This is a genomic window from Pseudomonas sp. LBUM1673 (assembly GCF_059695645.1).
Map to the genome: position 1 here is coordinate 4651291 of NZ_CP166780.1, position 24845 is coordinate 4676135.

26 protein-coding genes and 1 riboswitch are annotated in these 24845 nt (G+C 60.3%); of the genes, 7 read left to right on the forward strand and 19 right to left on the reverse strand.

Annotated features, from left to right (window positions below):
- Positions 1-25 precede the first annotated feature (25 nt).
- The 10 genes from ACA044_RS21480 to cobO form a co-directional block, all read right to left on the reverse strand.
- Positions 26-757: an adenosylcobinamide-GDP ribazoletransferase gene (locus ACA044_RS21480; RefSeq protein WP_497443167.1), complete on the reverse strand. Its 732-nt coding sequence runs from the start codon at positions 755-757 to the stop codon at positions 26-28.
- 2 nt (positions 758-759) lie between these two features.
- Positions 760-1335, reverse strand: coding sequence for an alpha-ribazole phosphatase family protein (gene cobC / locus ACA044_RS21485; protein ID WP_497443168.1), 576 nt, complete (start codon positions 1333-1335; stop codon positions 760-762).
- On the reverse strand, positions 1332-2387 hold the full coding sequence (cobT, locus tag ACA044_RS21490) for a nicotinate-nucleotide--dimethylbenzimidazole phosphoribosyltransferase (protein ID WP_497443169.1): 1056 nt from the start codon (positions 2385-2387) through the stop codon (positions 1332-1334). Before cobT ends, cobC begins: the two co-directional genes overlap by 4 nt.
- Positions 2384-2905: a bifunctional adenosylcobinamide kinase/adenosylcobinamide-phosphate guanylyltransferase gene (cobU, locus tag ACA044_RS21495; RefSeq protein ID WP_497443170.1), complete on the reverse strand. Its 522-nt coding sequence runs from the start codon at positions 2903-2905 to the stop codon at positions 2384-2386. The genes cobT and cobU overlap by 4 nt, the downstream gene beginning before the upstream one ends.
- 122 nt (positions 2906-3027) lie before the next feature.
- Positions 3028-4479: a cobyric acid synthase gene (locus tag ACA044_RS21500; RefSeq protein ID WP_497443171.1), complete on the reverse strand. Its 1452-nt coding sequence runs from the start codon at positions 4477-4479 to the stop codon at positions 3028-3030.
- Positions 4476-5468 carry a threonine-phosphate decarboxylase CobD gene (gene cobD / locus ACA044_RS21505; RefSeq protein ID WP_497443172.1) on the reverse strand — a complete coding sequence of 331 codons (993 nt, stop codon included), beginning with the start codon at positions 5466-5468 and terminating at the stop codon, positions 4476-4478. Before cobD ends, ACA044_RS21500 begins: the two co-directional genes overlap by 4 nt.
- On the reverse strand, positions 5461-6369 hold the full coding sequence (gene cbiB, locus ACA044_RS21510) for an adenosylcobinamide-phosphate synthase CbiB (RefSeq protein WP_497443173.1): 909 nt from the start codon (positions 6367-6369) through the stop codon (positions 5461-5463). The genes cobD and cbiB overlap by 8 nt, the downstream gene beginning before the upstream one ends.
- Complete coding sequence (gene bluB / locus ACA044_RS21515; protein WP_497443174.1) at positions 6366-7016, reverse strand: 5,6-dimethylbenzimidazole synthase; 651 nt, start codon at positions 7014-7016, stop codon at positions 6366-6368. The genes cbiB and bluB overlap by 4 nt, the downstream gene beginning before the upstream one ends.
- Positions 7013-8395 carry a cobyrinic acid a,c-diamide synthase CobB gene (locus ACA044_RS21520; RefSeq protein ID WP_497443175.1) on the reverse strand — a complete coding sequence of 461 codons (1383 nt, stop codon included), beginning with the start codon at positions 8393-8395 and terminating at the stop codon, positions 7013-7015. The genes bluB and ACA044_RS21520 overlap by 4 nt, the downstream gene beginning before the upstream one ends.
- Positions 8392-9003: a cob(I)yrinic acid a,c-diamide adenosyltransferase gene (gene cobO / locus ACA044_RS21525; RefSeq protein ID WP_497443176.1), complete on the reverse strand. Its 612-nt coding sequence runs from the start codon at positions 9001-9003 to the stop codon at positions 8392-8394. The genes ACA044_RS21520 and cobO overlap by 4 nt, the downstream gene beginning before the upstream one ends.
- An 81-nt stretch (positions 9004-9084) precedes the next feature.
- A riboswitch (cobalamin riboswitch) is annotated at positions 9085-9319 on the reverse strand.
- Between the two features lie 154 nt (positions 9320-9473).
- Between cobO and ACA044_RS21530 the strand changes: the two genes are divergently transcribed.
- Together ACA044_RS21530 and ACA044_RS21535 are read left to right on the forward strand one after the other, a co-directional pair.
- A complete protein-coding gene (locus tag ACA044_RS21530) occupies positions 9474-10058 on the forward strand; it encodes a hypothetical protein (protein WP_497443177.1) in 585 nt (194 codons plus the stop codon).
- 68 nt (positions 10059-10126) lie between these two features.
- Positions 10127-11440, forward strand: a complete 1314-nt coding sequence (locus ACA044_RS21535) for a PQQ-dependent sugar dehydrogenase (RefSeq protein WP_497443178.1) — start codon at positions 10127-10129, stop codon at positions 11438-11440.
- Positions 11441-11620: 180 nt separating this feature from the next.
- Here the strand turns inward: ACA044_RS21535 and ACA044_RS21540 are convergent, their stop codons facing one another.
- The 5 genes from ACA044_RS21540 to ACA044_RS21560 form a co-directional block, all read right to left on the reverse strand.
- Positions 11621-12157, reverse strand: coding sequence for a C40 family peptidase (locus tag ACA044_RS21540; RefSeq protein WP_497443179.1), 537 nt, complete (start codon positions 12155-12157; stop codon positions 11621-11623).
- A gap of 165 nt (positions 12158-12322) precedes the next feature.
- On the reverse strand, positions 12323-12973 hold the full coding sequence (locus tag ACA044_RS21545; RefSeq protein ID WP_497443180.1) for a C40 family peptidase: 651 nt from the start codon (positions 12971-12973) through the stop codon (positions 12323-12325).
- Positions 12974-13198: 225 nt separating this feature from the next.
- Positions 13199-13903: a DnaA regulatory inactivator Hda gene (gene hda, locus ACA044_RS21550; protein ID WP_007898944.1), complete on the reverse strand. Its 705-nt coding sequence runs from the start codon at positions 13901-13903 to the stop codon at positions 13199-13201.
- Between the two features lie 217 nt (positions 13904-14120).
- Positions 14121-15194: an AI-2E family transporter gene (locus tag ACA044_RS21555; RefSeq protein ID WP_497443181.1), complete on the reverse strand. Its 1074-nt coding sequence runs from the start codon at positions 15192-15194 to the stop codon at positions 14121-14123.
- Between the two features lie 32 nt (positions 15195-15226).
- Positions 15227-16285 carry a DUF2066 domain-containing protein gene (locus ACA044_RS21560; RefSeq protein WP_497443182.1) on the reverse strand — a complete coding sequence of 353 codons (1059 nt, stop codon included), beginning with the start codon at positions 16283-16285 and terminating at the stop codon, positions 15227-15229.
- 376 nt (positions 16286-16661) lie between these two features.
- On the opposite strand from ACA044_RS21560, the gene purM reads away from it, so the two are divergent.
- The 3 genes from purM to ACA044_RS21575 are packed head-to-tail and all read left to right on the forward strand — an operon-like array spanning position 16662 to position 19104.
- Entirely contained in the window at positions 16662-17720 is a 1059-nt protein-coding gene (gene purM, locus ACA044_RS21565) for a phosphoribosylformylglycinamidine cyclo-ligase (RefSeq protein WP_497443183.1), read from the forward strand.
- Between the two features lie 11 nt (positions 17721-17731).
- Entirely contained in the window at positions 17732-18382 is a 651-nt protein-coding gene (gene purN, locus ACA044_RS21570; protein ID WP_497443184.1) for a phosphoribosylglycinamide formyltransferase, read from the forward strand.
- Positions 18383-18390: 8 nt separating this feature from the next.
- Positions 18391-19104: a DUF3108 domain-containing protein gene (locus ACA044_RS21575; protein WP_123496149.1), complete on the forward strand. Its 714-nt coding sequence runs from the start codon at positions 18391-18393 to the stop codon at positions 19102-19104.
- 70 nt (positions 19105-19174) lie between these two features.
- Here ACA044_RS21575 and ACA044_RS21580 read toward each other — a convergent pair whose 3' ends face one another.
- Both ACA044_RS21580 and ACA044_RS21585 read right to left on the reverse strand, forming a co-directional pair.
- On the reverse strand, positions 19175-19639 hold the full coding sequence (locus tag ACA044_RS21580) for a DUF3859 domain-containing protein (RefSeq protein ID WP_497443185.1): 465 nt from the start codon (positions 19637-19639) through the stop codon (positions 19175-19177).
- Between the two features lie 218 nt (positions 19640-19857).
- Positions 19858-20871 carry an amidohydrolase family protein gene (locus ACA044_RS21585; protein WP_497443186.1) on the reverse strand — a complete coding sequence of 338 codons (1014 nt, stop codon included), beginning with the start codon at positions 20869-20871 and terminating at the stop codon, positions 19858-19860.
- A gap of 165 nt (positions 20872-21036) precedes the next feature.
- On the opposite strand from ACA044_RS21585, the gene ACA044_RS21590 reads away from it, so the two are divergent.
- Positions 21037-21453: an OsmC family protein gene (locus ACA044_RS21590; protein ID WP_123720747.1), complete on the forward strand. Its 417-nt coding sequence runs from the start codon at positions 21037-21039 to the stop codon at positions 21451-21453.
- 61 nt (positions 21454-21514) lie between these two features.
- Positions 21515-22390, forward strand: coding sequence for a pirin family protein (locus ACA044_RS21595; protein WP_497443187.1), 876 nt, complete (start codon positions 21515-21517; stop codon positions 22388-22390).
- A gap of 144 nt (positions 22391-22534) precedes the next feature.
- Here the strand turns inward: ACA044_RS21595 and ACA044_RS21600 are convergent, their stop codons facing one another.
- Both ACA044_RS21600 and ACA044_RS21605 read right to left on the reverse strand, forming a co-directional pair.
- Positions 22535-23263, reverse strand: a complete 729-nt coding sequence (locus ACA044_RS21600; protein WP_497443188.1) for a dienelactone hydrolase family protein — start codon at positions 23261-23263, stop codon at positions 22535-22537.
- 142 nt (positions 23264-23405) lie between these two features.
- Positions 23406-24830 (reverse strand): IS1182 family transposase, encoded by a 1425-nt coding sequence (locus ACA044_RS21605; protein ID WP_497443189.1) that lies wholly within the window; start codon positions 24828-24830, stop codon positions 23406-23408.
- Positions 24831-24845: the final 15 nt, after the last annotated feature.

A 24845-nucleotide genomic window follows, 5' to 3' on the forward strand; every position in this document is an offset into this window, starting at 1 on the left:
AGGCAAGCCCCGCTCCTACAGGGATTCAGAGCAGCGCCAGCCCCACCAGCACCGCCATCTCCAGCAACTCCAGTAAAGCCCCCGCCGTATCGCCAGTCGTCCCGCCCAGTCGTCGCACCATCACTTGCCGCAACCAGACAAACACGGCTGCCGCCAACGCAAGCGCCCATATAGCGCTGAGGCCAGCCATCAGCACACAAGCCACGGCACTGACTGCCAACACCTGCTTGCCAGCCAAACGCGGCAGATGATCGGCCAGCGCTTGCCCCAAGCCGCCGGGACGCACATAAGGCGTGGTCAGAAATAACCCCAGTAACGCGCTGCGACTAATCAGCGGAACGATGATCAGGAGCACGCTGTGCTGCTGCTCGATCAATGCCAGCAATGCAACGAACTTGAGCAGCAACACCAGCACCAGCGTCACCACCGCGATCGGCCCGCTGCGTGGGTCTTTCATGATGGTCAGGGTGCGCTCACGGTCGCCGTAGCCTCCGAGCCACGCATCGGCGCTATCGGCCAGACCATCCAGGTGCAACGCGCCGCTGAGCAACACCCACACGCTCAGCAGCAGTGCGGCGTGAAGCAATAATGGCGTGCCCAGCAATAGCCAGTTCAGCCCCCACAGAATCGCGCCGAACAGCAAACCGACCAGCGGATAAAACAGCAGCGACCGGCCCAATTCCTCGGGCGTCGGCATGCCCGGCAGGCGAATCGGCAGGCTGCTCAAAAATTGCAGGGCGATCCAGAACGGCAACATGGTCAGATCGCTTCCCTTAACAAGACGCCCGCATCGACCGACAACGAGAACAGCGCGCCATGGCCAACTTCAACATTGAGCAGCTGCTCACGAGGCAATTCGCGCGCTTGAGCCAGCAACAAACGCATGACGCCGCCATGGCTGATCAGCAAAATTCGCTCGCCCGCATAGGCCTCGTGCAACCGCTCGATGGCCGCCAACACCCGTGTCGAAAAATCCGCAACCGGCTCAGCGTCCGGCGGCGTGAACGAATAGGGATCGGCCCAGAACAAACCCAACGCCTCGGCGCTGGTTTCCATCAGCGCCGCCGCGCTCTGCCCTTCCCAGGCGCCGAAGTGCAGCTCTTGCAGATCCTTTTCCAGCTGCACCGGCAAACCCAGTTGCGCCCCAAGCTCTTGCACAAAGCGTGCGCAACGCTGCAACGGCGAACTGACCAAGCGATCCCAAGGGCCTTGCTCGACCACTGCGGCGCGCATCTGCTCCCAGCCCTTGCCGGTCAGCGCATCGTCGAGGCTGCCGCGCAAACCGCCGCCGAGTTCGGTTTCGCCATGGCGCAACAGGTCCAGGCGCAAGGTCATGCCGGGCGATCCGCCACCGCGGCTTCGGCGAATGTCGCCATTTGCCCGTGCAGGTCGCAGGCCAGACGCAACAATGGCACGGCCAATGCCGCACCACTGCCCTCGCCAAGTCGCAGGCCGAGGTCCAGCAACGGTTCGGCGTTCAGGGTTTCGAGCACATGGCGATGACCCGGCTCGGCGCCACGATGACCGAACAGCAACCACTCGCGGCAGGCCGGATTCAAACGCACCGCCACCAGCGCGGCGACGCTGCAAATAAACCCGTCGACCAACACCGCGACACCCTCCTGAGCACAGGCCAGGTACGCGCCGACCAGCGCAGCGATTTCGAAACCACCGAGATTGAACAAAGTTTGCAGCACATCGCCACGCTGAGCGCCATGCAACGCCAAGGCGCGTTCGATGACCTGAGCTTTATGGCTGACACCCGCCGCGTTCAAACCGGTGCCCGGACCGGCCAGATGCACCACCGGGCAATCGAGCAAGGCACAGGCCAACGCGCTGGCCGCAGTGGTGTTGCCGATGCCCATCTCGCCACCGATGAACAACTGTGCGCCTGCCGCGATGGCGCGCTGCGCACTGTCACGGCCGGCCTGCAAGGCGAGTTCGCCCTGGGCCTGAGTCATTGCCGGTCCCTGAACGAAATTCGCCGTGCCCGGGCCGATGTTCAGGTGACGCACACCCGGCAGATTCAACGATGGCGTGACGGTGCCGAGGTCGACCACTTCAAGGGAAGCACCCAACTGCCGCGCCAACACACTGATCGCCGCGCCGCCGCTGACAAAATTGTGCAGCATCTGCCCGGTGACTTCCTGCGGAAACGCCGACACCCCTTCGGCGACCACGCCATGGTCACCGGCAAAAATCGCGATCCACAGCTGCTCGAGCGTCGGCTTGACCTGCCCCTGCAGCCCAGCCAGTTGCACCGCCACCGACTCGAGCTGGCCGAGCGAGCCGGCGGGCTTGGTCAGTTGCTGTTGACGCGCCTGCGCCTGCTCGACCGCTTGCGCGTCGATTGGCTTGCACGGGTTCAGCCACCAGGAGTGAGTCATAACGCAGTTCCTTTCAAAGTCAGGGGCAGGCCGGCGACAGTCAGGACGACTCGCTGACAGCGCTCGGCCAAGGCTTGATGCAGCCAACCGGCTTCATCGACATAGCGGCGAGTCAACTCGCCCAGCGGCACGACACCCATTCCGGTCTCGTTGCTGACAAAAATGATTTCCCCCGGCAACCACGCCAGGCAGTCGAGCAGGGCTTCGCGTTCGGCCGACAGACGCTCGGCGTCGTCGAGCATCAGTAGATTGGTCAGCCACAGCGTCAGGCAATCCACCAGCAAGCAACACTCGGCACTGGCGCTTTCGCGCAGCACGCGAGCCAGCTCCAGCGGTTCTTCGATCAACGCCCATTCCGCCGGACGACGGGCACGGTGATGAACCACCCGCTCGTTCATTTCACCGTCCAGAGGTTGGCTGGTGGCGATGTAGATGACTTGGAGCTGACTGTCTGACGCGAGTTTTTCAGCCAGGCGGCTTTTGCCGGATCGGGCGCCGCCGAGGATCAGTTGCAGCATGGTCATCAACCTTCTAATTGGTGGTGTAGCGACGTACCCCATCGCGAGCAGGCTCGCTCCCACAGTTGACCGCGTTCCAATGTGGGAGCGAGCCTGCTCGCGATGGCGGTCTCGAAATCACCTCAAATCCCACAGAGTTCACGCAGTAACGAAGTATCCAGATGCTTCTCCACCAAATCCGCCAGCCGTTCGATATCGCGCTCGCGCAACCCGTGATAATCCACTGCCTGCACATCCTGCAACCCGGCCCAGCGCAACAGCGCACTGCACGCTGCCGGTGACTCGAACAGGCCATGCAGATAGGTACCGAAAATCTGCCCATCAACACTTTGCGCACCATCGCAGCGACCATCGTCCAGCTGCACGGCGGCGTTTTCCAGCGCCGGTCCAGTGGTCACGCCGGCATGAATTTCATAGCCACTGACCTGCGCGTCCTCCAGCGCCAAACGCCCACGCACATTGCGCAACTGCTTCTCTTCTTCGAGCTGCGTTTCGAACGCCAGCAAACCCAAACCGGCGCTGGAACCCGGCGCGCCTTCAAGGCCCAACGGGTCATGCACCTGCTCGCCGAGCATTTGCAAACCGCCGCAGATCCCCAGCACTTTTCCGCCGTAGCGCAAGTGCCGTGAGATCGCCGTGTCCCAACCGTTGGCCCGCAGATACGCGAGGTCGCTGCGCACACTTTTCGAGCCAGGAAGAATCATCAGGTCGGCGGGCGGAATCGCCTGGCCGGGGCCGATGAATTGCAGGTCCACCTGCGGATGCAGGCGCAGTGGATCGAAATCGGTGTGGTTGCTGATGCGCGGCAGCACCGGCACCACCACGTTGAGCACTTGATCGGCCTTGTCGGTCTGCCGCTGATCGAGGCCATCCTCGGCCTCAAGATGCAGGTCCATCACATACGGCAAAACGCCGATTACCGGTTTGCCGGTGCGCGCTTCCAGCCAATCCAACCCCGGTTGCAGCAAGGCGAGGTCGCCGCGAAAACGGTTGATGATGAAGCCTTTGACCCGCGCCTGTTCGCTGGGCGATAGCAGCTCCAACGTACCGACCAAATGCGCGAAAACCCCGCCGCGATTGATGTCGGCAATCAGCACGACCGGGCAGTCCACCGCCTCGGCAAACCCCATGTTGGCGATATCGCCAGCGCGCAGATTGATCTCTGCCGGCGAACCCGCCCCTTCGACCATCACCACCGGATACGCCGCGCTCAGCCGGTCATGGGAAGCGAGCACCGCTTGCATGGCGATGGCTTTGTAGTCGTGATACGCGACGGCATTCATGGTGGTGACCGCACGCCCATGAATGATCACTTGGGCGCCGGTATCACTGTTGGGTTTGAGCAGCACCGGGTTCATGTCAGTGTGCGGTTCGAGTTTGGCCGCCTGAGCCTGCACCGCTTGAGCACGGCCAATCTCGCCACCGTCGGCGGTGACGGCGCTGTTGAGGGCCATGTTCTGCGGTTTGAACGGCACGACGCTCACACCCTGACGTGTGACCCAGCGACACAGCGCCGTCACCAGTGTGCTTTTACCGGCGTCGGATGTGGTGCCCTGCACCATCAATGTAGTCATTGCGCTTCCTTAACGTAGGCTTCAAGCGCTTGCTCAAGACGCGCCCAATCCGCCTCATCCGCAGGCAAACCAAACCGCAGGCTGCTGGTGTGGGTGAACAACCGCAACAGAATGCCGCGCCGGGCCATGAATTCATGCAGCGCTTCGGCGCACTCGGTGATCAGCCATTGGAACAATGCGCAGCCGCCCTGAGGTTTGAAACCGTACTGCTCAAGCAGCAACGCCAGACGCTCGCCAGCCTCGTCAGTGCGAATGCGCTGTCGAGTGTGCCCGTCGGTATCTGTCAGGCAAGCCTGGCCCAGCACTCGGGTCGGACCGCTGACGGCCCATGGCCCGACCTGTTCGGCCAGCAGTTTGAGCAACTTGCGTTCGGCCAGTACAAACCCTAGCCGCACACCGGCCAGGCCGAAAAACTTGCCGAAGGAGCGCAGCACAATCAAGCCGATCTGATTGGCGAACGGTGCCAGGCTCAAATGGGGTGTGTTGTCCATGAACGCCTCGTCCACCACCAGCCAGCCACCGCGCTGAGCAAGCCGCGAATGCCAATCCAGCAGGCGAGCCGGGGTCAGGCTCAGCCCCGTGGGATTGTTCGGATTGACCACCACCAGCACATCGAGGCTGTCGAGAAAGAAATCGACTTCGGAGTCCAGCACTTCACGCACGATGTAACCGTTGCGACGCCAGGCTTCAGCGTGTTCGGCGTAACACGGCGACAGCACGCCGACCTTGCCGGCCCGACGCAAACGCGGCAGCAACTGGATCGCCATTTGCGAACCGGCCACCGGCAACACTTGAGCGGCACCGTAATAGTCGCAGGCGGCCTGCTCCAGACCGTCATCGGTTTCCGGCAAACGCGCCCAGGCCCGCAGCGGGATGTCCGGGACCGGGAATGGCCAGGGCGCCAAGCCACTGGACAGATCGAGCCAATCGGCTTCGGCGATGCCGTATTCAAGCGCCGCCTTGCGCAAGCGGCCACCGTGCTCAAGCATAGAATTCAGCCCCCACGCAGAGAATCAGCAGCCATAACCATACCCCGCGCTGAACCATTTGCCAGCCACGGTCAATGGAATCGGCATCTGCCGGCACGCCTTCGCCTAGTGGCGGACGCTGATGCAGTTCACCGTGATAGATCGCCGCCCCGCCCAACTCGACGCCCAGCGCACCGGCACCGGCCGCCATCACTGGCCCGGCATTCGGGCTATCCCAGGTTGGCCCCTGGGTGCGCCAGCACTTCAGCGCCAGTCGGGTTTGGCCCAGCAGCGCGTAGGTCAATGCCACGAGGCGCGCGGGAATGTAGTTCAAAACATCGTCGATCTTCGCCGCGGCCCAACCGAAACGTTCGAAGCGTTCGTTGCGGTAACCCCACATCGCATCCAGGGTGTTGCTCAGACGATAGAGCACCACGCCGGGCGCACCCGCCACGGCAAACCAGAACAGCGCGGCGAACACCGCATCGCTGCCGTTCTCCAGCACCGATTCGGTGGCGGCGCGGGCGACTTCGGTTTCATCCAGTTCGCTGGTCTGACGGCTGACCAGATAGCCGACGCGTTTGCGCGCCTCGATCAGATCATCGCTACGCAGGGCCTTGGCCACCGGCTCGACATGCTCGCCGAGGCTGCGCATGCCGAGGGCGCAATAGAGCACGAGAATCTCGACAATCCAGCCGACATAAGGCGCCCAGGAAAGTGCGGTGGCCAGCAAGGTCAGCGGCACGACCGCCATCACCCAGGCCGTAACGCCATGACTGCGCCAGCCACGGCCACCGGAGTTGAAACGCTGTTCGATGCGATCGGCAAAACGACCGAACGCCACCAGCGGATGCCAGCGTTTGGGTTCACCCAGCAGCGCATCCAGCGCGACCGCGGCGACACTCAACAACGCCACACTCATTGACTCACTCCCCAATAGTTTTCATACAGCAACTCACTCAGCGGACGCGCCTGCGCCCAGCCTTCGAGTACCAACATCGGCGCCGGATAGAATTCCTTGACCGGCCCCAGGCAAAGAACAGCCAAAGGCTTGGCCCCGCTCGGTAAACCCAGCAAGTCCGCCAAGGCTTGCGGCTCGAACAATGACACCCAGCCCATGCCCAGGCCTTCGGCACGGGACGCCAGCCAAAGGTTCTGGATGGCGCAGGACAGCGAGGCCATGTCCATTTCCGGCAATGTACGACGGCCGAAGATATGCCGTTCACGATCTTCCATCAGTGCGGCCACCAGCACTTCGGCGCAGTCGTTGATGCCTTCGACCTTGAGCTTCATGAACTCGTCGGAGCGCTCGCCGAGGGCTTCGGCCGTGCGGATGCGTTCGTCTTCCACCAATTGCTGGATCTTGCCGCGCAGTGCCCGGTCGTTGATGCGGATGAAACGCCAGGGCTGCATCAGGCCGACACTCGGCGCCTGGTGCGCGGCTTCGAGCAGACGCCTCAGTAACTCGGGCTCGACCGAACCGCCGCTGAAGTGACGCATGTCGCGGCGTTCGCCGATGGCTCGGTAAACAGCATCGCGTTCGGCCCGGCTAAATGCGTTGTCCGTCATGGCCTCTTCGCGAGCAAGCCCGCTCCCACATTTGAAATGCGTTCCACTGTGGGAGCGGGCTTGCTCGCGAAGGCGGTTTCAAGGTCAGGCACAAACAGCGCAGCAATCGCCGATGGATTGGATGGAAAATAAAAATGCACATAAGAGGCCGTCATCCGCCCCTCACGATAAACCGCCTCTGCCCCTCGCCCGCCATTGGGGCTCAAACCTCGAGCAATCGGCTCCAGTTCGGTACTGGTCAGTGAGTGGTGATACGTGTGCCCACGCAGCAAACCTTCCGGCAACTCAACCGCCTGCAAGGCCAACGCGGCAAGACGTTTCTGCATCACCGCATCACCGCTCAGCAAGCCAACCAGTTCAGCCCGAGTGCCCTCGACATCGGTTAACGAATCCAGCAGATACAGCATGCCGCCACACTCGGCCAGCAACGGTTTGCCCGCCGCGTGGTGAGCCCGGATCGCGGTCAGCATCGGCGCATTTTGTGACAACGCCACATGGTGCAATTCGGGGTAGCCGCCCGGCAGATAAAGGCTGTCCGCCTCCGGCAACCCGGTGTCGCGAATCGGCGAGAAAAAAGACAATTCGGCGCCCATGGCCCGCAGCAGATCCAGGCTCGCGCCGTAGGTAAACGCGAAAGCTTCGTCCCGGGCCACGGCAATCCGCACACCGGCCAGCAACGGCTCGGCCGCGATCATTTCAGGCGCGGCGAATTCCACGGCTGGCGGCAACGCCACGTCGCAACTGCCGGCCAGCGAATCGGCCGCCGCATCGAGGCGCAGATCGAGATCGTTCAGCTCGCTGGCCTGAACCAGACCGAGATGCCGACTCGGTAATTCGATCCCGGTCTCCCGGGGCAACGCGCCGTACCAGCGCAAGCCTTCAGTCAGGCTGCCTTCGAGCAACTGCGCATGGCGCACAGTGCCGACCCGGTTGGCCAACACACCGGCAAACGGCAAATCCGGCTGATAACGCGCAAGGCCCAGGGCCAGTGCGCCAAAGGTCTGCGCCATCGCGGTGCCGTCGATCACGCCAAGCACCGGCACACCGAAGTGCCGCGCCAGGTCGGCGCTTGACGGCGTACCGTCGAACAACCCCATGACGCCTTCGATAAGGATCAGATCGGCTTCGCCTGCGGCTTCCCACAATAAACGACGACTTTCTTGCTCGCCGACCATCCACATGTCGAGCTGATAGACCGGCGCACCGCTGGCGCGCTCGAGAATCATCGGGTCGAGAAAGTCCGGGCCGCATTTGAACACGCGAACCTTGCGCCCCTGATTGCGATGCAAACGAGCGAGCGCGGCGGTAACGGTGGTCTTGCCCTGACCGGAGGCCGGCGCGGCAATCAGTACCGCCGGGCAATGACGTGGCTGATTCACAACTCGACGCCTTTTTGCGCTTTGATCCCGGCCTGGAAGGCGTGCTTGATCATGCCCATTTCGGTGACCGTGTCGGCCAGCTCGATCATCTCCGGTTTGGCGCCACGGCCAGTGACCACCACATGCTGCATCGGCGGACGGCCCTGCAAGTCACTGAGCACCTGATCGAGATCGAGGTAGCCGTGCTTGAGGGCGATGTTCAATTCATCGAGCACCACAAGGCCGATGGACGGATCACTCAGCAATTCGCGGGACACCGCCCACGCGGCTTCGGCGGCGGCGATGTCGCGCTGGCGGTCCTGGGTTTCCCAGGTGAAGCCCTCGCCCATCACATGAAAACGCACTTGCTCCGGGAAGCGCCGGAAGAACAGCTCCTCGCCGGTGCTGGTGCGCCCCTTGATGAACTGCACCACGCCACACTGCATGCCGTGGCCCATGGCCCGCGCGAGCATGCCGAACGCCGAACTGCTCTTGCCTTTGCCGTTGCCGGTCAGCACCAGCAGCAGGCCGCATTCATTCGGGGAGTTGGCGATGCGTTCATCGATCACGGCTTTTTTGCGCAGCATGCGCGCCAGATGGCGTTCGTCACGATCGGGGGTATCAGTCATGGGGAAGCTCTCCGTTGAGGCTGGATAACGGCGGGCAGGCACAAGAATAGACGGCAAGAAGCCTGGCATCGCCCACCGTGATGCCGCTGAATGAATCAGGCCGGTCTCCGGGCTCATGAGCGGCTCCAAGGCCAACTGCGCGCCTTCCCATGTCGATAGTCGACACAGTGGCTCAAGGCGCAGCTTTTACTCATTTACCGTTGCGGGGGCAGCGCCGGGATCGCGATCATTCTTCGCAGGAAGAAATTCACTCACCGGCTTCCCTGTTTCACTCTGTCGACCAAGGCCACAGAGCACCTGAAACAAGCCGCGAAGGTTAGAGGGTTGGGGGTGGAGCGTCAATTAAAGCCGGGACACCGCTGAGCGAATAACTGCCACCTATCAATTATCTGACGCCAATCTTGTGCCACACTGTCGGCAGTGATATCAAAGAGCCACAATCTCACAACACAATAATAAGGGTGAGCCACATGCAAGGCATGATCATCAGCAATCCGAAGCTGGAATTCCTGCGGCCGGTGCTGGAACGCTGGTTTGACTGTATCGACCGCTACAACGCCGTGCGTGGCGATAACGATACGCCTTACTGGCATGACGAAAACGCCAACCTCGGCCTGCTCTGCGCCGCGGCGTGGATGGCAGAAATGGTCACGCTGCAACAAACACCGACGCGCAAGCAGAACGAAGAAGGCGAACGCAACGCCCGCGCCGATCTGTTTATCGCCACCCCCGAAGAACGCGCCTACCTTCAAGCCACTCAACGCTGGCCACGAGTCAATAGCCTGAACCTGACCCAGGCACTGCAGGACATCACCAGCGACGCCAAGCGAATCAGCTACGCCAGCGACCTGAAACTCGGGTGCCTGTTCGTTGCGCCGCAAAAAGCCCAGCAGAGCGCTACACCGGAAGAACTTCAGGACATGGTCGACGACCTGCAAAAGGAACACTGCTGCGCCGTGGCCTGGTATTTCCCGTACGCCTACCGCAAGTTGCGCAACGAAGCCGGTAACTATCACCCCGGCATTGCCGTGCTGCTCAAGGAAGCCCGCGGCTGACCGGTTGAACCATCGAGCGTCTACGCTTCTCTATGATTACGTCAATGCATTCATAGGGAAGATCAGTAATGCGCAAACCCCAGCTCGTTTTCATCATCGCGCTCGCCGGAGGGCTCGCCGCCTGTGGTGAAACCTCCAGCCTGCAAGTCTCGGACGGCACCGGACCGTCGCCCAAGCTGCCAGAACCGAATAAAACCCTGATCCCCACGGTGAACATCGCCCCGGCGATCGGCTGGCCTGAAGGAGTCAAACCCGTCGCGGCGGCGGGGACTCGAGTGGCCGCGTTTGCCGAAGACCTCGATCACCCGCGCTGGCTCTACGTGTTGCCCAACGGCGACGTGTTGGTGGCCGAAACCAACGCGCCGGCCAAACCCGATGACGGCACAGGCATTCGCGGCTGGATCATGGGCAAGGTTATGGGCCGTGCCGGTGCCGGCGTCCCCAGCCCGAACCGCATCACCCTGCTGCGGGACAAGGACCACGACGGCGTCGCCGAAACCCGCACGGTGTTCCTGGAAAACCTCAATTCGCCTTTCGGCATGACCCTGGTCGGCAATGACCTGTACGTCGCCGACACCGATCGCCTTCTGCGCTTCCACTATGAAAACGGCGAGACGTCGATCAAGTCGCAGCCCATCAAGGTGGTCGATCTACCGGGCGGCACGCTGAATCACCACTGGACCAAAAACGTCATCGCCAGCAAGGATGGCAGCAAGCTGTACGTCACCGTGGGCTCCAACAGCAACGTCGGTGAAAACGGCATGGGTCAGGAGGAAGGCCGGGCGGCAATCTGGGAAGTGGATCGCGCCACCGGTAACCACCGGATCTTCGCCTCGGGGATACGTAATCCAAACGGTCTGGCCTGGGAGCCTCAGAGCGGCGCATTGTGGACCGCAGTCAATGAACGTGACGAAATCGGCAGCGACCTGGTGCCGGACTACATCACTTCAGTGAAGGACGGCGGATTTTACGGCTGGCCTTACAGCTATTACGGCCAGCACGTCGACGTGCGCGTCGAGCCGCAAAACCCTGATCTGGTCGCCAAGGCCATTGCACCAGACTACGCAGTGGGCCCCCATACCGCGTCACTGGGCCTGGCGTTCGCCGAAGGCAGCAAATTACCGGCGCCGTTCACTCACGGGGCTTTCATTGGCCAGCATGGCTCGTGGAACCGTAAACCGCACAGCGGCTATAAAGTGATTTTCGTGCCGTTCAACGCCGGTAAACCGACCGGACAGCCAGTGGATGTGCTCACCGGTTTCCTCAATGACGAGGAAAAAGCCATGGGCCGGCCAGTGGGCGTGGTGATCGATCAACAGGGCAGCTTGCTGGTGGCGGATGATGTGGGGAACAAGGTGTGGCGGGTGTCGGCGGCCAAGTAAACAGCGCTGCCCGCGAAGCCGTTGGCGGATGTGTCGCCCCCTTCGCGAGCAAGCCCGCTCCCACAATGGACCTGTATTCGCAGATCTAATGTGGGAGCGGGCTTGCTCGCGAAGAGGCAATCACAGCCCCAAAAAACCGCCGTCTAGCACTTGCGGTGCGAGCGATCATGACAATCCAGGCTATGGATTATGTGCCAAGTGCTCGGGTTGCAAGACGCGTTTGGCGCTCAGGTAGGCTTTCTGCCAGTAAGCTTTGGACAAGCTGTCCAGCTTGACCGTGCCGCCCGTGGCCGGCGCATGGACGAAGCGGCCTTCGCCGACATAGATCCCGGCGTGGCTGACCTGGGAGCCGCCATTGGTGGCGAAGAAAATCAGGTCGCCGGTTTGCAGGCCTTCCTTGCCGACATTGGGGGCCTGCATGCCGATCATCTCGCGGGTGGAGCGTGGCAAGGAAATACCTGCGACATCGCGATAAACGTAACCGATCAGACCACTGCAATCGAATCCGGAATCCGGCGTGTTGCCGCCCCAGCGATAAGGCGTTCCCACAAGACCGAGCGCGCGAAACAGCACGTCTTCTGCCGCAGGGGAAAAGGCTTGGGAAGGACCGAAAACAATGGGCGCGCGAACCACCGGCGCGGGTGGCGGTGTGCGGCTGGCGCAGGCGCTGAGCAGCGCTGCGAAGAACATGAGTGCGAGGCGGGCCGACATCGTCATAAACAGAACATCCTGATCTGGCTGCGGCTTTTTCTGCCACAAAGACAGAAAAGAAAACCGCCTGCGCAGAACGCAGGCGGTTTGCCATCAATAATAGATCAGGATTCTAGCGACTACGCGGCAAACTTCAAGTAAGACTTTAACTTCGCCTTACAAACTGTCCGTTTACTTACGTGCAGTGACGATAGCCGGGGCTGCTGCAGGCGCCATCGCGAGGGCGCGCTTGGCTTCAATGAAGGTCTTGCTCCAGTAGCTGTCGCCCAGGCTATCGATCCGGACACCACCGCTTTTGCGGCTGCTGGAGTGGATGAACTGGTTGTCACCCAGGTAGATGCCGGCGTGACTGACACGACCGCGACGGCCATTGGTAGCGAAGAACAGCAGGTCACCCGGTTTGAGGGCGCTGCGAGCAACCAGAGGAGCGTCAACGTTGATCATTTCGCGGGTGGAGCGCGGCAGGTTCATGCCAGCCTCTTCACGAAACAGATAACCGATGAAACCGCTGCAGTCGAAGCCAGCCTCGGAGGTGCCGCCGAAACGGTAACGGGTACCGATCAGGGACATGCCACGTTCGAGGATGCTGTCGGCCAGAACCGGAAGCTGGTACGACTTGCCGCCGGCGAAGTCTGCCAGCTCTTTATCGGTGGCCGCCTCTTCCTGGTAAAGAGTTTCCTGGAAAAGAACGGAAGACTGCGCGGTAGATGAATTCTTGACCTGTTGTTGTTGCTCTTGCTGGGACACTGGAGAGTGAGCAGCGCAACCGAACAACAGGGTAACGAGTGCGAGAGGCACGAGGGGTGCGAAGCGATTTAGCATGGGCACGACCGTGGCTGATAGTTTCTGAAGAAGCCGAGACTATGCCCGCTATCAACCTCATTTGCAAATTCAATCGATCTTTATGTGACTTCTCGGTTTCTCGTTTACATCTAAGCGCTTAAGCCCATTTTGAATCTTTGCGCAGCCTGCCCCCTTGCAGGAAAGCGGATCTGTTGACGCCTGAAATATGCCAAACCCGTGTAAAACCTGGGCTTTGCCAGGTTTTTACCAACCAAGGGTTTCTTTCAGGAACGGGATCGTCAGCTTGCGCTGAGCTTGAAGGGAGGCCTGATCGAGACGCTCAAGCAACTCGAAAAGCGCACTCATGCTGCGGGTACCGCGGGTCAAAATAAAATGCCCGACTTCGTCGGTCAGGTGCAGGCCACGACGGGATGCACGCAACTGCAAGGCACGCAATTTGTCTTCATCAGAGAGCGGGCGCATCTGAAAAATCAGGGCCAGCGTCAGCCGCGACTTGAGGTCCGCCAGCTTCACTGGCAGTTCGCGCGGGGATGTCGAGGCGGCGATCAGCAGACGCCGACCGCTGTCACGCAGACGATTGAACAAATGGAACAGCGCCTCTTCCCAATCCGCCTTACCGGCGACTGCCTGCAGATCGTCCAGGCAAACCAGTTCGTATTGTTCAAGGTTGTCGAGAATTTCAATGCCGCGGTCCAGCAACTCGGCCAACGGCAGGTACACCGCTGGTTCCCCCAGTTGCTCGAAGCGCAGACACGCCGCTTGCAGCAAATGCGTGCGCCCTACCCCGTCCTTGCCCCAGAGGTAAATCAGGCTTTCCGTCCAGCCGGCATCGGCTTCGCAGAGCCGCTCGACATAGCCGAGTGCTGCGGCATTGGCGCCTGGGTAGTAATTGATAAAGGTAGCGTCATCACGCAGACGCACACCTAGGGGCAGCTGAATCGGTTTCATGCTGACTGAACAGTTCCAAAGGAACCGTTAGTGGCCTCTGTGTAAAGTTTGCGAAGTTTATACCCGTGAAGCTGACCGCACAATGCGACAGACCACAAGCAAAATCAAAGGTTTGCGTTAACTGACAGTTTCTTTGCGGCGCATGTGACAGCCGCGCGAGGGAAGCGGGCAAACCTGGCATGAAACCAGACAGCCCGCTACGCACAATCAAAAAACCTTACAGTTCAGATTCGTCGACACCGATGTAGATATCAGAATCTTTATATAAATCATGCACATGACGCACCAGAACCATGATCACCGCCGCCACCGGCAACGCCAGCAGTACGCCGGTAAAACCGAACAGCTCACCGCCGGCCAGGATGGCGAAAATCACCGCCACCGGATGCAGACCGATCCGGTCCCCCACCAGTAATGGCGTCAAGACCATACCTTCCAGCACCTGGCCGACCATGAACACCGCAACGATACCGATCATGGGGTACAGATCGCCACCGAACTGGAACAGACCGGCAATCAACGCCGCACCAATCCCGATGACGAACCCCATGTACGGCACGATCGCCGCCAGCCCCGCGATCAGACCGATCAACAGCCCCAACTCCAGCCCGACGATCATCAAGCCTGCGGCATAGATCACGCCCAGCGCCAGCATCACCAGCAACTGCCCGCGCACGAACGCTCCGAGCACTTCATGGCATTCCCCAGCCAGGGACATGACACGCTCTTCACGATCACGGGGCAGCAGGCTGCGGATCTTGGCCATCATCAGATCCCAGTCGCGCAGCAGATAAAAACTCACCACCGGGATCAGCACCAGATTGGCCAGCCAGCCAATCAGCGCAAGGCCTGAAGCTGTCGCCTGACTCAGCACCACGCCGACAACGTCGGTGGTCTGGCCCATGTGCTCGCTAAGTGCAGCCTTGAGCTTGTCGAACTTCCAGAAGCCGTCCGACAAACCCATCTTCGATTGCGCCCACGGCACCGCGGTGTGCTGTAACCAGTCGAGCATCTGCGGCGCCAGTTCATACAACCGAAACAGCTGCTTGGCGAGCATTGGCACCAACACCAACAGCAACGCGGTGACGATCAACGTGAACAACGCAAACACCGCCACCACGCCCCAGGTTCGTGACAGGCCGTACTTCTCCAGCCGATCCACCAGCGGGTCGAACAGATAGGCCAGCAACAGCGCCACCAGGAACGGCGTCAGGATCGGGTGCAACAGGTAAACAAACGCGCAAAGCAGGACCACCCCACCGAGCCAGAACCAACGCCGTGTATCGGCCATGTACCACTCCTGCTTCTATATATAGAAAAAACTTACCAACGGAAACGCAACTGCGGCGTCGGTGCCGGGGCTGGCGCTGCGACCGGTGTCACGCCAGCAGCCACGGGTTGAACAGGCGCCGTGGGGGCCGGCGTCTCACCGGCCGGAACTTCCTGCAACTTCGCCAGGGACAACTGCGCCCGCAGTTGATCGGCGCTGCCGTTGACCCGATAAAGCACGCGATCGCCGTCGACACTTTGCAGACGCGCGCCAAAAGGTTCCAGCAAACGCCCGAGCGTCGCATAACGTTCCAGACTCATCCCTTGCACCTCCAGCAATTGCTCGCTCGACGTCCCCGGCTTGGCGACAAAACGTGGGGCCAAACGCTCGCTGACCGCCAGCATCACCGCATCGGCCACGGCGGCGGTATCGGCGCCCTGCACGCTACCGGCCTCTTTTTGATCACCCAACCACAAACGCCACTTGGCTTGCCATTGCCCCCCCTCTTCGCGGGCATGCACCGCCAGCAAGGCGTCGGCATTGTAACGGTCGGACGCGCCCCGCAGCGGCGCAGGGTCTGCACTTTCCAGATTCGGTGCAGTGGCGACGATCTGCTCATCCAGGTCCGCCAACGGCAGACGCAGCGGCAGGCCACGGTGTTGAGCCGCGCGACGCAGGGGCGCAGCGCTGGCCTGACCATCGCCGACCAGGCTCGAACCTTCGGCGGAATCGTTCAACCACCAGCTGAGGATCGACGGCCGATTGGTGCCCCACAGAGCCAACCCGGCACGGCGCAAGGCCTGTTCGGTGGTGGCCGGATCGAAATCGACTTTCAGCACCTGCGGCGGCCCGGCGTCGTAACCGAACTGGCTGATGATCTGCTGAGGGTCTTTGCGCACGGCCGCCAGACCTGGGCTCTGCGCCGCCTTGGGGTCGCCGGTCAGGCGCAATACCAGCGTTTCCAGCGCCCGCTGAGTCGCCTGATCGCGCTCCTCCGGCGTCTGACTGGTGACAGGTTGGCGCACTTGATAGAGGCCTTTGACGGTTTCGGCATGGCTGGCCAGGCTGATCACGGATAAACAGCCCACGAACAAGAATTTAAGAAAACGCATGAAAGATTCCTGACGACTAGAGCGGCTGGAACAGACCGCATGAACTAGGCTGTGACCACACGCCCAAGCAAAACATTCACACGATCCCGGTAAGTTTTCGCACTGTCATAACGATAGACGGTTAGCGTCGATACCTTATACAGCCATGTGTGACACCACTAACACGGGCAATATCGGTTTTTTTAACGCGATATGCCCCTACCCGTCGGCACGAGGATGGCCGCTGCCTCTCAAGCCTGATAAAATCGCGCGCCTTCGCAGACCGGCAACAGCCGGGCGGTGTCGCAATAGTGCGTGAGGCAATCGCCCCCCGTCGATTTCGACGTCCCCACTGGACTCGGTCGTTACCCCTGAATCCCCCCTAAAGGCCTGGATCATGAGCAAGCAACCCTCCCTGAGCTACAAGGACGCCGGTGTAGACATCGACGCCGGTGAAGCATTGGTCGAACGCATCAAGAGCGTCGCCAAGCGCACTGCGCGCCCGGAAGTCATGGGCGGCCTGGGCGGTTTCGGCGCCCTCTGCGAAATCCCGGCCGGTTACAAGCAACCGGTACTGGTCTCGGGCACTGACGGCGTTGGCACCAAGCTGCGCCTGGCGCTGAACCTGAACAAGCACGACAGCATCGGCATCGACCTGGTGGCCATGTGCGTGAATGACCTGGTGGTGTGCGGCGCCGAGCCGCTGTTCTTCCTCGACTACTACGCCACCGGCAAACTGAATGTCGACACCGCTGCACAGGTTGTGACCGGCATCGGCGCTGGCTGTGAACTGTCCGGCTGCTCCCTGGTCGGCGGCGAAACCGCTGAAATGCCTGGCATGTACGAAGGCGAAGACTACGACCTGGCCGGCTTCTGTGTCGGCGTCGTAGAAAAGTCCGAAATCATCGACGGTTCGAAAGTCGCTGCCGGCGATGCCCTGCTCGCCCTGCCGTCTTCCGGCCCACACTCCAACGGCTACTCGCTGATCCGCAAGATCATCGAAGTGTCGGGTTCCGACATCGAAAACATCCAGCTCGACGGCAAACCGCTGACCGACCTGCTGATGGCCCCGACCCGTATCTACGTGAAGCCGCTGCTCAAGCTGATCAAAGACACCGGCGCTGTCAAAGCCATGGCCCACATCACCGGTGGCGGTCTGCTGGACAACATCCCGCGCGTACTGCCAAAAGGCGCTCAAGCGGTGGTTGACGTCGCGAGCTGGACCCGCCCGGCGGTGTTCGACTGGCTGCAAGAGAAAGGCAACGTCGACGAAACCGAAATGCACCGCGTGCTGAACTGCGGCGTCGGCATGGTCATCTGCGTGGCTCAAGAGCACGTTGAAACCGCGTTGAACGTTCTGCGCGAAGCCGGCGAGCAGCCTTGGGTCATCGGTCAGATCTCCACCGCTGCCGAAGGCGCGGCTTCGGTTGAACTGAAGAACCTCAAGGCACACTGATGCAGGAGCGGATGTCCCAGACCTGTGATGTGGTGGTGCTGTTGTCCGGCACCGGCAGTAACTTGCAGGCCTTGATCGACAGCACGCGAACCGGCGACAGCCCAGTTCGCATCGCTGCGGTGATTTCCAACCGCGCCGACGCCTACGGCCTGCAACGCGCCAGGGACGCGGGTATCGACACCCGCACCCTGGATCACAAGGCTTTCGAAGGTCGCGAGGCCTTCGATGCCGCGCTGATCGAACTGATCGACGCCTTCAACCCCAAACTCGTGGTACTGGCCGGCTTCATGCGCATTCTCAGCGCTGACTTCGTGCGCCACTATCAGGGTCGCCTGCTCAATATCCATCCCTCGCTGCTGCCCAAATACAAAGGGTTACACACTCATCAGCGCGCGCTGGAGGCCGGCGACACTGAACACGGCTGTTCCGTGCACTTCGTCACCGAGGAACTCGATGGCGGACCACTGGTCGTACAGGCAGTAATACCGGTAGAGTTGCACGATTCGCCGCAGAGTCTGGCGCAGCGAGTCCATACCCAGGAACACCTGATCTACCCGATGGCCGTACGCTGGTTTGCTGAAGGTCGTGTATCACTCGGTGAGCAAGGTGCTTTACTGGATGGACAGTTACTCGCGGCCAGCGGCCACTTGATTCGAACCTAGGAGATTTTATGCGTCGCGCCCTGCTCTTCGCTTGCGCTCTGCTCGCCCTGCCGTTTGCGCAGGCCGCAGACCTTCAACCCTTCTCCGCCAGCTACACCGCCGACTGGAAGCAGTTGCCCATGAGCGGCACCGCCGAACGCAGCCTGACCAAGGGAGCCAACGGCGTCTGGAAACTCAGCTTCAAGGCGTCGATGATGATCGCCAGCCTGACCGAAGAAAGCACCCTGACCCTGGACAAGGACACGCTGCTGCCGCAGTCCTACCACTTCGAACGCGGTGGCCTGGGCAAAGCCAAGAAAGCTGATCTGGACTTCGACTGGACCAACAAGATGGTCACCGGCACCGATCGCGGTGACGCCGTCAAGCTCCCGCTCAACCGTGGCATGGTCGACAAGTCCACCTATCAACTGGCGCTGCAGCATGACGTGGCCGCGGGCAAGAAAAGCATGAGCTATCAGGTCGTCGATGACGGCGAAGTCGATACCTATGACTTCCGCGTGCTGGGTTCGGAGAAAGTCGACACCAAGGCCGGCCAGATCGATGCGATCAAGGTCGAGCGCGTGCGCGACCCGACACAAAGCAAGCGCATCACCGTCCTGTGGTTCGCCAAGGACTGGGATTACCTGCTGGTCCGTTTGCAACAGGTCGAAACCGACGGCAAGGAGTACAACATCATGCTCCTCGATGGTACGGTCAACGGCAAGACGGTCAAAGGCAGCTGATTCGCAACGACATGAAAGCCCCGCAAACGCGGGGCTTTTTTTCGTCTGGCATTTGGCTGGGCGAGAGCGATCAGCGCACGGTAAAGCGTTGCTGGGCCAGCAGGCGATCACCCTGGAACACCATGAAACGCCATTCACCGGGAACGACTTCATGGCTTTCGGTGAACTCGTAGGCCATCAGGTCCTGCGGAGCACCGGGTACCAGTTTTTGAGTGACTTCCAGTTTGTCGTGACGCACGCCATCCGGAGTACGGATGCCCGGCGTGAAATAGAGCAAAGTCAGCGGCTGATCTTCGGCGACCTTGCCGACCAACTGGTAACGCATACCGAACTTGGTGCCGAGCTTGGCGGGGACGATTTCAGTTTGCTGGATCTGTTCATTGCTGCGGCGCAAAACTCGCTCGCCCGATTGCAGTTCGGCTTTCGGGCCAGCGAACACGCCGTATTCCACTGGGCCTTCGACGCGGACTTCGGCACTGGCCAAACCACTGACGAACATCATTGTGGCCAAGACGGCTAAACGGGTGAGGTGCATGGTGCGCTCCTTGATTGAGATGGCCGGAGCGTATGACACGGACATGACTTATTGATGACAGGTCCGAGTTTGGCGACAGGTTCAACAAATGGGTTGAATGAGCTATCGCTTTCGCGAGCAAGCCCGCTCCCACACGGGATCTCGGTCGTTTACAACATCTATGTACACAGGAGATCCAGTGTGGGAGCGGGCTTGCTCGCGAAGGCCGCGCCGCGAAATCAGCTTTTACCTACGGAACGAGGCAGGATCGCCAAAAAGTTATCCCGCGCGACCTTTCTGGCAACATCCTCCGGCAAGGCATCAAGAAACGGATCGAAGCCGCGCATTTCCTGACCGAGCTTGTTGAAACGTCCCACCACATCGGAACCGAGCATGAAGCGTTCCGGAAAGCGCTCCACCAGCTTCACCCATTTATCCCGAGGCTTGCCCTGCTCGTCCAGCAGGTAAGGCGTCAGCATGCTCCAGGACAGGTCAACGAACAGATTGGGGTAGGCCTCGAGCATTCGTGACAGCGTCGGCAACAGAAAATCCAGCTGAGTCTGGTGCCGATGAATCTCCGCGCTGCTGCCCGCGTGAGCCCAAATGAATCGCGTGTGTGGATGATTGCGCAGCGGCTCTTCGATTTCTGCCAGGTACAGCGGATTTTTCTCACGCTTGGAGGTGATGTTGGAATGCAGCATCACCGGCAAGTCGTTCTCGGCAGCCAGGTGGTAGATGCGGGTCATCGCCTCGTTATTGGCTCGCGGCGTGTCGCCGGACGTCAGTGCAGTCAGATCGTCGTGACGGGTAAAGATTTCGCCAATGCCCTGCCAAAGCCCAGGATTGAGGTCGAGCATGCGCTGGATGTGTGTCGCGGAGTTCTTGTCATTCGGGTTGAAGCCGGACAGAAAAGGGTGGAAACGCTGGCGCTGCTCGGGCGTCAGCTTATTCACCGCCGCCGCGACGATCACATCGGTCGCGCTGTACCAGTAGGCATCGGCGTCATCGCCGGCGTAATAACGTGGACGCTTGGGTTCGTCTTCGTGCCATTTCTTGGCCACCGGAATGCCGGAAATCATCACATGCTCAATGGCATTTTCGTCCATGGCCGTGAGCAATTTCGACATGCCAGCCGTTTCCTGGAAAAAATCGACGTAATGCAGGTGCGCATCGCTGTAAGCGTATTCGCGGGCGTAGGCATCAACGCTGCACAGCGCCAACAGCCAGGCGAGGCTCAAGCGGATCGGGGGCACGGGATTCTCCTGGATATGAACACCTGCGGTATGAGCAACATAGACCGCTGCGCGCAAACCAGGGTTCAGCCGGCAAGAAAGTGGAACGCGAACTTGAAGGAATGCTCTATAACTTCAGGGTCTTTTTTGATCGAATGACTTTTCATATTGCCCGCGAGGTTTCCCATGACTGTTACCGTCAATACCGTCTCCGCCGAAGGTTTTCGTCACAGCGTCCAGATCGATGACCACGAACTCTTTGCCGATGTGTCGAAAGCCTCTGGCGGCGAAGGCACAGCGCCCGAACCACACGACTACTTCGACGCAGCCCTCGGTGCCTGTAAGGCTCTGACGCTGAAAATGTATGCCAAGAAAAAGGACATCCCGCTGACGGGCGTCGAGGTTGAGGTCACGCGCGACAACAGTGAAGAGCAGAAAGGCAAATACGCCCTGCACGTCGAACTCACGCTCAAGGGTGTGCTCACCGACGCCCAGCGTGACGAACTGCACCGCGTGGCCGACCGCTGCCCGGTACACAAGCTGATGACCACTTCCGAGATCAGCATCGAAACCCATCTGTCCGAAGGTGCCTTCAGCCAATAGCGGCAAGGGCTGCGCAAGCGGGTTATGCTCCCTGCGTCACCCGCTCAGCCTGGAATGCACCATGAACACTCCGCTCGTGATCCGCCCTCGCGCCGAAGATGTCGAAGGCCAGCCGATTCTTCGCCCGTTGCCGTCAGCCAAATGCCGCAACGTCGGGCCTTTCGTGTTTTTTGACCACATGCTAGAAACCCGTTACCCGGCGGGCAAAGGCATGAACATCCGTCAGCATCCGCACATCGGCCTGTCCACCCTCACCTACCTGTTTGAAGGGCAAATCCAGCACAAGGACAGCCTCGGTTCCGATCAGGTGGTGAATGCCGGTGATGTCAGCTGGATGACGGCAGGTAGCGAAATTGCCCACGTCGAACGCACGCCCGAACCATTGAAAGACAGCGGCTTTACGATGCACGGCTTACAGATCTGGCTGGCTTCGCCCAAGGATCGTGAACACGGTCCGGGACACTACAGCCACCATCCGGCTGCCACGCTGCCCGTCAGCGATAACCTTGGCGTGAAGATACGAATGATCGCCGGGTCAGGCTTTTGCCTCGAATCGCCGGTCCCGGTGCTTTCTCCTACGCTGTATGCCGAATTGAACCTGCAAACGGCGACCACATTGCTGATCCCCACCGAGCATGAAGAGCGGGCACTGTATGTGCTGAGCGGTGAGGTGCAACTGGATGGCGAGCTGATTGAACCTCACTCGCTGGTGGTATTGCCGGCCGGGGAAGAGATGACACTGTTCGCCGAGAGCGACTGTCATGCCGTGCTGTTTGGCGGCGCACCGCTGGATGGCCCGCGACGGATCAACTGGAATTTCGTGGCCAGCGATCCGGCATTGATCGATGAAGCACGTCGGCGTTGGGCGGCCGGGGATTGGCCGACAGTGCCGGGGGAAAGTGAGCGGATCGAACTGCCTTCGGATCTTCGACGTTAGTAACACCGCCATCGCGGGCAAGCCCGCTCCCACAGTTGACCGGGTCGTTCGCAAAAATTGCATACGGCACAAATCCCTGTGGGAGCGGGCTTGCCCGCGATGAGGCCCGCGTAGGCACCGACTGAGTCAGAGCCTGAAAACAGCTCAGCCCTTGAACACTTCATCCAGCAAGTTATGCATCGACATGAACGCACGAGCAGCGGTTTTTGCGTCATACATCATCGTGCCCGGCACATTGGCATGGGGATCGGTGAACGAATGCACCGCGCCGCCGTAGCTTAGCAATTGCCAATCCACACCAGCGGCGTTCATTTCAGCTTCGAACGCCGGCAGTTGCTCTTTCGGCACCAGCGGATCGGCAGCACCATGCAGCACCAGCACCGAGCCCTTGATGTTTTTTGCATCGTTCATGTTCGGCGTATCCAGTGAGCCATGGAACGACACTGCCGCTTTCACCGGCGCGCCGGCACGCGCCAATTCCAGCGCACAGCAACCACCAAAGCAGAAACCAAACGTCGCCAATTTCGAGGTATCGACTGTCGCCTCACCCTGCCCTTGGAGTTGTTCGAAGGCAGCCTGCATGCGTTTGCGCAGCAAGGCACGGTCATTCTTCAACGGCATCATCGCCGCGCCTGCCTCATCGCCGTTCTGCGGACGAATCGACTGACCGTAAAGGTCCGCGATCAACACCACGTAGCCCTTGGACGCTACCGACTTGGCGATCTCTTCGGCACCGGCGCTGACACCCATCCAGTTCGGCGCCATCAACAGACCCGGGCGCGGGCCTTTATGGTCGGCATCGAAGGCCAGTCGGCTTTCATACGACTGGCCGTCGATCTGATAGGCGACGGAGCGAACAATGATTTGGCTCATGACTAACTCCCAGTAAAAAACACCAGAATAAAAAAACCCGCCTAACAGACTGTGTGAAAACACGCTGAAGGCGGCCTAAGCAAACGCCCCGACTTGTTCGGGGCGTTTGCTTTTGTGCAGGTAACAGGCGAAAAAAGGCTTTTCAGCCCATCAACTCCATCATTTGACGTACACCCAGCACATTGATCGCTCTTTTGAGGTTGTAGGCGTTCACCGCCAGGGCAATTTCCGCTTTTGCCCCCTCTAACTGTCGCAGCAGGAAGCGGCCGTTTCCAAACAGCCATTGTTTAAGGTTGCCGAAGGGATGCTCAACGATGGACCTTCGGCTCACCATCATTTCGGGATGCGCCTGCATGCGCTGCTCCATTCGCTCGAAGGCATCTTCGTGGGCGTGGCGTGAGACGTATCGGCGCTGAGCGTCGGTGCATTGACCTTTCAGTGGGCAGTTGGCGCAGTCGCTGATAGCTGCGTGGTAAATGCGCTCACCTTTATTCAGCTGTTTGAGTGTCAGCAGTTTGCCGGCAGGGCATTGGTACTGATCCTGCTGCGCATCGTAAGCAAAATCTTTTCGCTCGAAGAGTTCCTTCTCCTTGCTACGGGGGTTAACCGCTCGGTTGGGCGGCACGTACGCCGTAATGCCCGCGTCTTCACACGCCTGGAACTGCTTGCCGTTGGAGTAGCCCGCATCGGCGGTCACGCTCAGTTCGCTCTGCTGCAACTGTTCTTTGGCGGCCTTGGCCATGGGCTCAAGTTGCTGGGTATCGTTGCCGTCTTGTGTCACGTCGTGATGCAGGATCAAGCAATGTTCAGCGTCCACGGCGGTTTGTACGTTGTAAGCCACCCGCGGACCTTTGGGCGTGCGCATCATTCGGGCATCGCTTTCGCCGGTGTTGAACTGCTCGATCCCCATCGACTTCATCAGCGCCTGGCAGGTCAGATTGTTCAGTTGCCGGGCTTCAAGTTGCTTCAGCGCTGTCTTGATGGCGCTGCGATCAATGGTTTCACCCGCTTCGGCTTTATCGGCCTCATCCAGTTCAGCCAGATATTGGGCGATGCGCTTATCCAGTTTTTCCTGCTGGCGTTTGAGTTGTTTCACGTTCAGATGGCGCCGCGACGAGGCTACCGCCTGGAATTTACTGCCATCAATGGCAACCAGGTCGCCAGCGATCAAACCGACCGTACGACAGAACTGAACGAAGACCCGGCACGTTGCACTGAACGCCTGTTTGTTGTCCTTGCGAAAGTCGGCAATGGTCTTGAAATCGGGTTTGAGGCGGTTGAGTAACCACATGACTTCGATGTTGCGCTGGCATTCGGCTTCGAGACGACGGGAGGAGCGGATACGCTGGAAATAGCCGTACAGATAGAGCTTTAGCTGATCGGCCGGATCGTAAGAGGGGCGACCTGTGCTTTTGGGCACCGCCTTGTCAAACCCCAGACGTATGAGATCGAGCTTGGCAACGAAGGCATCAATCACGCGAACGAGGTGATCCTCAGGGATTAAATCTTCCAGCGAAACCGGAAAAAGGCTGGTCTGATCGCGCGCTTGGCCCTGGATGTAAGCCATAACAAGAATGCCCCG